The sequence below is a fragment of the Spongiactinospora gelatinilytica genome (assembly GCF_003236385.1).
GTDB lineage: Bacteria > Actinomycetota > Actinomycetes > Streptosporangiales > Streptosporangiaceae > Spongiactinospora > Spongiactinospora gelatinilytica.
The window spans coordinates 1-8,818 of the sequence record NZ_POUA01000332.1; the positions used below are offsets into that span (position 1 = coordinate 1).

General features: G+C 72.4%; 7 protein-coding genes. 3 read left to right on the top strand and 4 right to left on the bottom strand.

What is annotated here, in order from left to right; translation table 11 throughout:
- The 4 genes from C1I98_RS30415 to mfd form a co-directional block, all read right to left on the bottom strand.
- Nucleotides 1-881, bottom strand: an 881-nt coding sequence (locus C1I98_RS30415; RefSeq protein WP_233508320.1) for a serine/threonine-protein kinase, incomplete at its 3' end; no start/stop codon positions are given.
- A gap of 29 nt (nucleotides 882-910) precedes the next feature.
- Entirely contained in the window at nucleotides 911-1,861 is a 951-nt protein-coding gene (locus tag C1I98_RS30420; protein WP_111170826.1) for a nucleoside triphosphate pyrophosphohydrolase, read from the bottom strand.
- Nucleotides 1,862-1,880: 19 nt separating this feature from the next.
- Nucleotides 1,881-2,543, bottom strand: coding sequence for a SurA N-terminal domain-containing protein (locus C1I98_RS30425; protein WP_146607721.1), 663 nt, complete (start codon nucleotides 2,541-2,543; stop codon nucleotides 1,881-1,883).
- Between the two features lie 32 nt (nucleotides 2,544-2,575).
- Nucleotides 2,576-6,118 (bottom strand): transcription-repair coupling factor, encoded by a 3,543-nt coding sequence (gene mfd, locus C1I98_RS30430; RefSeq protein ID WP_111170828.1) that lies wholly within the window; start codon nucleotides 6,116-6,118, stop codon nucleotides 2,576-2,578.
- A gap of 159 nt (nucleotides 6,119-6,277) precedes the next feature.
- Here mfd and C1I98_RS30435 point away from each other — a divergent pair, with 159 nt between their 5' ends.
- The 3 genes from C1I98_RS30435 to C1I98_RS30445 all read left to right on the top strand — a co-directional run.
- Nucleotides 6,278-7,045: a class I SAM-dependent methyltransferase gene (locus tag C1I98_RS30435; RefSeq protein WP_111170829.1), complete on the top strand. Its 768-nt coding sequence runs from the start codon at nucleotides 6,278-6,280 to the stop codon at nucleotides 7,043-7,045.
- Between the two features lie 140 nt (nucleotides 7,046-7,185).
- On the top strand, nucleotides 7,186-8,424 hold the full coding sequence (gene cysC / locus C1I98_RS30440) for an adenylyl-sulfate kinase (RefSeq protein ID WP_111170830.1): 1,239 nt from the start codon (nucleotides 7,186-7,188) through the stop codon (nucleotides 8,422-8,424).
- Nucleotides 8,425-8,431: 7 nt separating this feature from the next.
- The coding region (locus C1I98_RS30445; protein WP_146607722.1) for a sulfite exporter TauE/SafE family protein at nucleotides 8,432-8,818 on the top strand (387 nt) is incomplete at its 3' end.

The following is an 8,818-nucleotide window of genomic DNA, read 5'->3' on the forward strand; positions in this document are numbered from 1 at the left end:
GTCCTCGGGGCCCTCGGGACTTTCGAGGCGGTGGGGGCGTTCGGGGCTTCTGCCGAGTCGATCAGCCTCAACAGCGCCTCAGCGGCCGTAGGGCGCCCGGAAGGGTCCTTGACCAGGCATCTGTCCAGCAGGTGGCGTAAGGGGCCCTCCGGGACCTCTGAGAGGTCGGGAGGGGTGTTCAGGATGCGGTTGAGCACCGCGGGGATCGTCTGGGCCCCGAACGCCGGGCGTCCGCTGGCCGCGAAGACCATCGTGATCGCCCAGGCGAACACGTCGGAGGCCGGGCTCGCCGGGTGGCCGGAGATCTGCTCGGGCGAGGTGTAGGCCGGGGTGCCCATCACCGAACTGGTGGTCGTGGCCGTGGCCATGTCCAATGCGCGGGCGATGCCGAAGTCGATGACCCTCGGCCCGTCGGCGGCCACCAGGACGTTGCTGGGCTTGAAGTCACGGTGGACCACCCCCGCGCGGTGGATCGCGGCCAGGGCCGTCGCCGTACCGACCGCGACGCGCATCAGCTCGTCGCCGCCGATCGGGCCCCGCTCGCGGACCAGCCGGTCCAGCGGAACGCCGTCGACGAACTCGCTCACCACGTACGGGCGATCGTTGCGCACGTCGGCGTCGAGCACCGGGACGGTGCAGAACCTGGCGACCCGGCGCGCGGTCTCCACCTCGCGCCGGAACCGCTCGCGCGCCGTGGCGTCGGCCGCGAGCCTGGCGTGCAGCAGCTTGACCGCGACGCGCTCGCCCGAGGGGGCCTCGGCCAGGAAGACCGTGCCCTGGCCGCCCTCGCCGAGCAGCCCGAGGAGCCGATAGCCGCCCAGCACGGACGGATCTCCCGGGCGTAGTGGATCCACGTTCGACATCCGCTCGTCCACGGGCACGGCGCCTCCCTCTTACGGGGTATGGCCGGTCAGCCGGCCGTACGCTCCCACGCGCGGACGCGGTCGCGGTAGGCGCGGGCCGCGGCCCGCAGCTCGGCCTCGGGGTCGAGGCCCTCGGCGCGCGCCTGGCGCACCAGCTCGAACAGCCGCGCGCCCAGCGCCGAGACGCCCTCGCCGGGCAGGTCGGCGGGCGCGCCGATCCGTTCGGCGCGGCTTTGCAGCTTGGCCGCCAGCGTCAGCGACGGCTGGCCGAGCGGCACGCCGGAAAGGACCGACTCCTTGCCCTTGGCGGCCCGCTCCGCGGCCTTGATGACCTCCCAGTTGTCACTGACCTCCGCCTCCCCGCCGACCTCGACCGACCCGAAGACGTGCGGGTGGCGGCGTACCAGCTTGTCCACGATGCCCGCGGCCACGTCGTCGATGTCGAAGCCGTCGGCCCGCTCCATCGCCAGCCGGGAGTGGAAGGCGACCTGGAGGAGCACGTCGCCCAGCTCCTCGCGGAGCGCCGGGTAGTCGTCCTCCTCGACGGTCTCCTGCACCTCGTACGCCTCTTCGAGCAGGTAGGGGACCAGCGTCTCGTGGGTCTGCTTGGCGTCCCACGGGCATTCGCGGCGCAGCCGGTCCATCACCCCCACCAGGTCGAGCACCCGCGCGCCGGGCAGGTCGTAGGAGCCGGGCATGACCTCGATCGCCGGCGGGTCGTCCTGGCCGACGGCCACGTGCCCGACCGCGCGCAGCAGGTCGGAGTCGCCGTCCTGGGCGGCGAGCCACACGACCTGGCCCGCCCGGGCCTCGGCCACCAGCCGGGCCGGGTCGGGTTCGATCACCTCGACCTGGACCCCGGCCTCCGCGAGGTAGGGCAGGCAGGGGTGGTCCGCCGAGCCGCTGTAGGCCCGCCCCTCGCGCAGCAGACGCCAGGCGTCGTGCCCGAGCAGCCCCGGCGCGACCCGGGGCGAGGTGGTGATGAGGATCAGCGGCATGTCGGCATCACCCGCCGGATCAGCCGTCCTGCGGCATCTGGCCCTCGGGGCCGCCCTGCTGGGGCATGCCCTGCTCGGGGCCGCCCTGCTGGGGCTGCGGGGCCTTGCCGAACCGCTCGGTCGCCAGGAACGTGCCCTGCTGCTGGTCCCACTGCCCGTAGCGGGGGTTGAAGGTGACCGGCACCTTCTGGATCTCCTGCACGAGCGCCTGCTGGCCGCGCTGCAAGGACGCGTCGTCGGTGCCGCCGCCCATCTCGACGATCAGCTTCTGGCCGGTGAGGAAGGCGCGCACGTAGTCACGGCTCTGCGACGGCGGCACCCCCTGCACCAGGAGGGCCTGCTCGATCTGGCGCGGGTTACCGCCGCTCTGGTTGGCGATGAAGGCGTCGATCTCGCCGTCGGTGACCCTGACCTTCTGGGACTCGGCGAGCTGCGCGTACCTGTTGGTCTCGACGAGCTGGAGCAGCACCGACTGCGGCACCGGGCGCGGAAGCTGCTGCTGGGCCTGTGGAACGGCCTGCAGTGCCTTCTGCACCTCACGGACGCTGTCCTCGACCTCGGCGACGCTGATCCGCTGGTCGCCGACGATCGCCGCCGCGCCTGCCTTCATCGGGGAGCACGCGGTGAGCAGGACGACGCCGCAGGCCGCCGCGGCCACGGCCAGACGCGTTGGAGTCTTCACGGTGGGATCCCTTCCGACAAATCCCGCCTACCTTACCGTGCCTGCTTGACGGGAACCGATTCGAGGAACATCGCCTGGACCAGGTCGCCGCACCACTTCAGCAGATCCAGGTCGCGCAGCGGCTGCCCGCCCAGCGGCTTGGTCTTCGGCACCGGCACCAGCAGGGTCTGCACGGTCTGCTTGTAAAGGGCCTTGGGGTAGAGCCGCTGCAGGCGGACCTGCTGCGACTCGGCGAGCCTGACCGGGGCGAACTTGACGTGCTGGCCCTGCGCGGTCACGTCGGTCAGGCCGGCCTGGCGGGCGCGGACCCGGAACCTGGCGACCTCCAGCAGGTTCTCCACGGCCTGCGGGGGCCGGCCATAGCGGTCGGTCAGCTCGTCGCGGACCGCCACGATGTCCTCCTGCGCGCCGATCGCCGCGATCCGCTTGTACGCCTCAAGGCGCAGCCGCTCGGAGGTCACGTAGTCGTGCGGGATGTGCGCGTTGATCGGCAGCTCGACCTTGACATCGGCCCGCTCGCCGTCGGCCGCGGGCGCGCCGGTCAGCTTGGCCTTCTGTTCCTGCACCGCCTCGGACATCATCCGCACGTACAGGTCGAAGCCGACTCCCGCGATGTGGCCGGACTGCTCCGCGCCCAGGATGTTGCCCGCGCCGCGGATCTCCAGGTCCTTCATCGCGACGTACATGCCCGCGCCCATCTCGGTGTGCTGGGAGATGGTCGCCAGGCGTTCGTGCGCGGTCTCGGTCAGCGGGCGCTCGGGCGGATAGAGGAAGTAGGCGTACCCGCGCTCGCGCCCACGGCCCACCCGGCCGCGGAGCTGGTGGAGCTGGGACAGACCGTAGCTGTCGGCGCGATCGACGATCAGCGTGTTGGCGTTGGGGACGTCCAGGCCGGACTCCACGATGGTCGTGCAGACCAGCACGTCGAAGTCGCGCTCCCAGAAGTCCACCATGATCTTTTCGAGCTGGTTCTCGTTCATCTGGCCGTGCGCCACCGCGATCTTGGCCTCCGGCACCAGCTCGTGCAGCCGGGCCGCGGTCTTGTTGATGCTCGCCACCCGGTTGTGGACGAAGAACACCTGGCCGTCGCGCATCAGCTCGCGGCGCACCGCCGCGGCGATCTGCTTCTCGTCGTAGGGGCCGACGAAGGTGAGGATCGGGTGCCGCTCCTCCGGAGGCGTCAGGATCGTGGACATCTCCCTGATCCCGGTCAGGCCCATCTCCAGGGTGCGCGGGATCGGGGTGGCGGACATGGACAGCACGTCGACCTGGGTGCGCAGGTGCTTCATGGCCTCCTTGTGCTCCACGCCGAACCGCTGCTCCTCGTCCACGATGATCAGCCCGAGCTGCTTGAACCTGATCTCCGGGCTGAGCAGCCGGTGCGTGCCGATCACGATGTCCACCGAGCCTTCGGTGAGCCCGCGCATGGTCTCCTTGACCTCGCCGTCGGTCTGGAACCGCGACATCGGCTTGACCACCACGGGGAAGCTGGAGAAGCGCTCGGCGAACGTGGACAGGTGCTGCTGCACCAGCAGGGTCGTGGGGACCAGCACCGCCACCTGCTTGCCGTCCTGGACGGCCTTGAACGCGGCCCGCACCGCGATCTCGGTTTTGCCGTAGCCGACGTCGCCGCAGATCAGCCGGTCCATCGGCAGCGGGCGTTCCATGTCCCGCTTGACCTCGTCGATGGCGGCGAGCTGGTCGTTGGTCTCGGCGTAGGGGAAGGCGTCCTCCATCTCCCGCTGCCAGGGGGTGTCCGTTCCGAACGGGTGTCCCGGCGAGGCCATCCGGGCGCTGTAGAGCCTGATCAGCTCGCCCGCGATCTCCTTGACCGCCTTCTTGGCCCGCGACTTGGCCTTGGCCCAGTCGGCGCCGCCCATCCGGTTGAGCGTCGGGGCCTCGCCGCCGACGTACCGGGTCACCTCGTCGAGCTGGTCGGTCGGGACGTACAGCCGGTCGCCCTTGGCGTACTCGATGACCAGGTACTCCCTGGTCGCCCCCTGCACCGTGCGCTGGACCATCTCGATGTACCGGCCCACGCCGTGCTGCTCGTGGACCACATGGTCGCCCACCTTGAGCTGGAGGGGATCGACCATGTTGCGGCGGCGGGACGGCAGCCGCCGCATGTCCTTGGTGGACGCCTTCTGCCCCACCAGGTCCAGATGCGTGAGCACGGCCAGCGACTCGGTCACGAAGCCGTGCTCCACCCGGCCCGTGGTCACATGGACCACGCCCTTGCCCGGCTCACCGGCCAGCCCCGGCTCCAGCCTGGCCGGCACGTCGACGCCCTTGAGCAGCTCCACCATCCGCTCGGCCGGGCCGTGGCCCTCGCTGAGCAGCACCACCCGGCGGCCCTCGCCCAGCCAGCCCTTGATGTCGGCGAGCGCCCGCTGGGTGTCGCCGCGGTAGGACTCCGCCTCGTGCGCGTCGAGCGTCACCCCGTCGTCGTCGCCGGTACCGGTGAACGGCGCGATCGACCACCACGGCAGCCCCAGCTCACGGGCGTGGGCGCGGACCTCGTCCAGGCCGCGGAAGGCCGAAGCGCCGAGGTCGATGGGGGCCTCGCCGCCCGCCGCCGCGTTGATCCACGACGCCTCCAGGAACTCCTGGCTGGTGCGGACCAGCTCCTCGGCCCGCCCGCGGATGCGCTCCGGATCGCACACGAACACCGCCGACCGGACCGGCAGGTGGTCCACCAGCAGGTCCATGTCACCGGCCAGGACCGGCGCGAACGCCTCCATGCCCTCCACCGGCGAGCCCTCGGCTAGCTGTTCCAGGGTCTCGGCCAGGGCGGGGTGCTGTTCGGCGAGGTCCTTGGCCCGGGCGCGCACCTCGGGCGTGAGCAGCAGTTCCCGGCAGGGCGCGGCGAACAGGCCGTCCTCGGCGACCTCCAGCGAACGCTGGTCGGCGACCTTGAACCAGCGGATCTCCTCGACGGTGTCGCCCCAGAACTCCAGCCGCAGCGGATGCTCCTCCGTCGGCGGGAACACGTCCAGCAGCCCGCCGCGCACCGCCACCTCGCCGCGCCGCTCGACCATGTCGACCCGGTGGTAACCGTTCTCCACCAGGCGGGCCACCACGTCGTCCAGCTCGGCGTCGTCGCCGGAGCGCAGCCGTACCGGGGTCCGGTCGCCGAGGCCCGCCACGATCGGCTGCAACACCGCGCGGACCGGCGCGACGATCACGCCGAGCGGCCCCGCCGCCAGGTCGCCGTCCACCGGATGGGCCAGTCGGCGCAGCACGGCCAGCCGCTTGCCGACCGTGTCGCTGCGCGGCGACAGACGTTCGTGCGGCAGGGTCTCCCAGGCCGGGAACACCGCCACCGACGCCTCATCGAGCAGGCTGCCCAGGGCCGCCGCGAGATCTTCGGCCTCGCGCTCGGTCGCGGTCACCGCGAGGACCGTGCGCATGCCCCCGGCCGCGCCCTCGCGGGCCAGCGCCGCCGCCGCGAACGGGCGCAGCGCGGGCGGCGCGAGGAGCGAGACGTCGGAGGCGACGCCCCCGCGCACATCGTTCAGCAGACCGGCGAGACGGTCCTCGGCCACGACGAGATCGAGTAGTCCGGAAAGGGTCATCAGAATTGCCCCACAGCCCCACGATGGCAACACGACTACCCCCGGCGAAGGAATTCGGGCACGGGGGTTACTCGATACCAGGGTACTTCCCCCGGTCGGCCCGGCGTCGCCACCCGGGTGTCCGCGACTCCCGAGAGCGGATTGACTACGCTAGGTGACATGCACGAGGTGAGATCGGTCATCGAACGAGGCGACCTGTTCAACCGCATGATCCGCGACCAGTGGACCGAGCATCTGGGGCGGCGGATCGACGTCCTGGCGGTCGGCTGCGGCGGGGGCGGTGACCCGTTCCGCGCCACCGAGGCGGCGTCCGGGGCGGGGTACGGCGGCGCGCGGCCGATGGAGACCAGGGTCACCGGCATCGACGAGGACCTTCCGGCCCTGCGGCGCGTCGTGGAGACCCGCGACGACCTCGACGCGTTCGCGCTGGGCGACCTACGTTCGGTCCCGGTGCCGCCGAGGTCGTTCGACGTGGTGCACGTCGAGCACGTACTGGAGCGGATCAGGTACGCCGAGCTGGTGCTCGACCGGCTGCTGAACGGCCTGCGCCCCGGCTGGCTGCTGATGGTCCGGATGCGCGACCGCGAGTCCGCCTACGGGTTCTGGGCCCGCCGGGTGCCCGCGCCGCTGCGGCGGGCCGCCTGGCGCGGCTTCACGCCGTCCGGCACGGTCGGGCCGCTGCCCGCGATCTACGAGCCGATCACCTCCCGCGACGGCATCCGCTCCTTCTGCCTGAGCCGCGGGCTGCGGATCAGCGAGGAGCACACCGCCGTGGGCGGTCCGGCGCTGCGCGGCGCGCTGGGCGGGCTGGCCAGGCTGGTCTGCAAGCTGACCGACCGGCTCAGCGGCGGGCGGCGCACGGCGGCGTACGACGAGGTGACGTTCGTGATCCGCCGGCCACAGAACCAGTTCGCCCGGCTGCTCTGAACGCCTTGACCTGGGCGATCCCGGGTTGATGTGAGCTGGGGTCAGTCGTTAGGGTGACACTCCCCGACCATGGCGGTAGGTTGGCCGGGATTTAGGGGTGCAACGGTGGTTTCGATGGCGACGGAGCATAAGACGCGCACATGACGGCGACCTTCGAGTGGACCCCCGACGCCCGCGAGCTGGCCGATCTGGAGCTGCTGCTGTCCGGCGCCTTCCACCCGCTCACCGGCTTCCTCGGCGACGCGGACGCGCACTCCGTGCTGGAACGCGGCACGCTCGCCGACGGCACGCCCTGGCCCGACCCGGTGCTGCTGCACCTGCCCGCCGACCATCCGGCCCAGGCGGGCGACCGGATCACGCTGCTCGACCCCGAGGGCGCGGCGCTGGCCGTGCTGACCGTGACCGAGCGCGGCCCGCACGGGGTGGCCGGCCCGGTCGAGGGCGGCGCCGGTGGGCCCGAGCACGGCCCGTTCGCGCGGGTGCGCCGCCCGCCCGGCGAGGTGCGCAAGGAGCTGGGCGAGGGCCCGGTGCTCGCGGTCACCATGCGCGGCCCGCTCGACGACACGGTGCTCGCCGAGATCACCGCCACCGCCGCCGAACTTTCGGCCACGGTGCTGCTGCTGCCCCTCGCGTACGGCGAGGCCGGGCCCGCCATGGTGCGCGCGGCCCTGGCCGCCCGCGACAGGCTCCCCGCGGGCACGGCCGTCGCCGCGGTGCCGCTGGCCCCGCGCGAGCCCGTCGCCATCGATCTGGAACTGCGCGAGCACGTCGCCGACGCGTACGGCGCGAGCGAGCACCTGGCCGCCCCCGACCCGGTCGCCATCCCCGGCCCGCCGCACCGGCGCGGCCTCGTGGTGTTCTTCACCGGCCTGTCCGGCTCGGGCAAGTCCACGATCGCCCGCGGCCTGCACGACGTGCTGCTGGAACGCGGCAGCCGCACGGTGACCTACCTGGACGGCGACGTCGTACGGCGGCTGCTGTCGGCCGGGCTGACCTTCTCCAAGGCCGACCGGGACGCCAACATCCGGCGCATCGGCTTCGTGGCCGCCGAGGTGGCCAGGCACGGCGGCCTGGCGATCTGCGCGCCCATCGCGCCGTACGCGGCCACCCGCGCCGAGGTGCGCGAGATGGTCGAGTCGGTCGGCGCCGACTTCCTGCTGATCCACGTCGCGACCCCGCTGGCCGAGTGCGAGCGCCGCGACCGCAAGGGCCTGTACGCCAAGGCGCGGGCCGGCCTGATCCCCGAGTTCACCGGCGTCTCCGACCCCTACGAGGAGCCCGACGACGCCGAGCTGGTGATCGACACGACCGGGATGCCGATCGACCGCGCGGTCTCCCGTGTCGTCGACCTGCTGACCTCGGGAGGCTGGATCCGGTGAGGCGCTGATGGACCTGCCGCTGGTCGTTGGATCGTTCTTCGTCGCCGTCATCGTCGGGCTGACCGGCATGGGCGGCGGCGCGCTGATGACCCCGATGATGCTCCTGGTGTTCAACGTGCCGCCGCTGGCCGCGGTGTCCAGCGACCTGGTGGCCTCGGCGGTGATGAAACCGGTGGGCGGGTACGTCCACCTGCGCCGCGGCACGGTCAACCTGCGGATGGTCGGCTGGCTGTGCGCCGGGTCGGTGCCCACGGCGTTCTGCGGGGTGTTCGTGGCGCGCGCGTTCGGCGACGGGGCGGACGTGCAGCGGGCCGTGAAGTACGCGCTGGGCGTCGCGCTGCTGCTGGCCGTGGCGGGGCTGGTGGTCAAGTCGTGGCTGGCGCTGCGGGCGGGC

Excerpts from the sequence above, each read along its gene's own strand:
- C1I98_RS30420 (WP_111170826.1), bottom strand. The coding sequence starts at position 1,861 with ATGCCGCTGATCCTCATCACCACCTCGCCCCGGGTCGCGCCGGGGCTG.
- mfd (WP_111170828.1), bottom strand. The coding sequence starts at position 6,118 with ATGACCCTTTCCGGACTACTCGATCTCGTCGTGGCCGAGGACCGTCTC.
- C1I98_RS30435 (WP_111170829.1), top strand. The coding sequence starts at position 6,278 with ATGCACGAGGTGAGATCGGTCATCGAACGAGGCGACCTGTTCAACCGC.
- cysC (WP_111170830.1), top strand. The coding sequence starts at position 7,186 with ATGACGGCGACCTTCGAGTGGACCCCCGACGCCCGCGAGCTGGCCGAT.